We start from the raw sequence: 960 nt of genomic DNA on the forward strand, positions 1-960 counted from the left end.
TGAGAGTTCCTCCTTATTCTCTTTATTATACATGAATTCTTTGAGAATAAGGTGTCAACTTTATTTATACAACATCATTTTTTCATAAATAAGCATCTCCTGCAAACAATAATTTATTTTAATAAATATTTTTTAAACGCTTTATGATTATCAAAGTGGACTTCTCTAAAAAACAGAACTAACCAAATAATATAGGTTGGTATAGCCATATATGGGGTTAAAAAGCAGGATAATGTCGCTCCTGCTAACATTATAACAATCCATATGAAGCACTGATTTCTTATATCACGAGAGATCTGAGCTTTATCATACATTGCCTGTTCTTCTTTAGAAAATGAATTAAATCCTGAAACAAATTTAGTTGCTTTTTCCTTAAAAATCGCAAATAACACACCTATAATTACAAATGGTATAACCAAAATTATACATGACCAAAATCCTATATTCATAATACATACCTCCTCTTAAAATACCAATTTCTCAGTTTCAAAAACTTGAATTTATCGTCTTGTTCCATTCTTATCAAAATTCTTTTTTAATGCTATTTCTGTTGGGAGAATAGATCCAATTAAAGGAATAAGTTGAACACCACAGATAATTCCTCCTATACACCCAACACAATCTTCATTTTTTCCAATTACTAAAAGCATGAATATTACTGTTATCGGCAACATAACCATTCCACAGACATACCAAACTTTACCACAATATTTATGAGCAAATTCCCATGTGTCTTTGTTCTTCATAGACATCGAAGTCCGATATCCAAATACTGAATTTATTTCCTTTGGAGCCTTTTTCATAAAATATCTTCCAAAACCAATCATCGTAAATGGAAGAAGCAAATCCATAATCAACATAAAAATCCAAAACCCCATTGTAAACCTCCTCATATAATCAAGTGTTTTTTATTGAAAATTCAAGGTTTTTCAACCTTTCATATCTCAGTGAATAAGCCAC

The 960-nt window shown here is 30.0% G+C and carries 2 protein-coding genes; both read right to left on the reverse strand.

What is annotated here, in order from left to right; translation table 11 throughout:
• Positions 1 to 113: 113 nt before the first annotated feature.
• Positions 114 to 449, reverse strand: coding sequence for a DUF3784 domain-containing protein (locus WMO25_RS18375; protein WP_349086691.1), 336 nt, complete (start codon positions 447 to 449; stop codon positions 114 to 116).
• Between the two features lie 51 nt (positions 450 to 500).
• Complete coding sequence (locus WMO25_RS18380; RefSeq protein ID WP_349086693.1) at positions 501 to 878, reverse strand: SdpI family protein; 378 nt, start codon at positions 876 to 878, stop codon at positions 501 to 503.
• Positions 879 to 960: the final 82 nt, after the last annotated feature.

Origin of the sequence: Coprococcus intestinihominis (genome assembly GCF_040096555.1) — a bacterium.
GTDB lineage: Bacteria > Bacillota > Clostridia > Lachnospirales > Lachnospiraceae > Coprococcus_A > Coprococcus_A intestinihominis.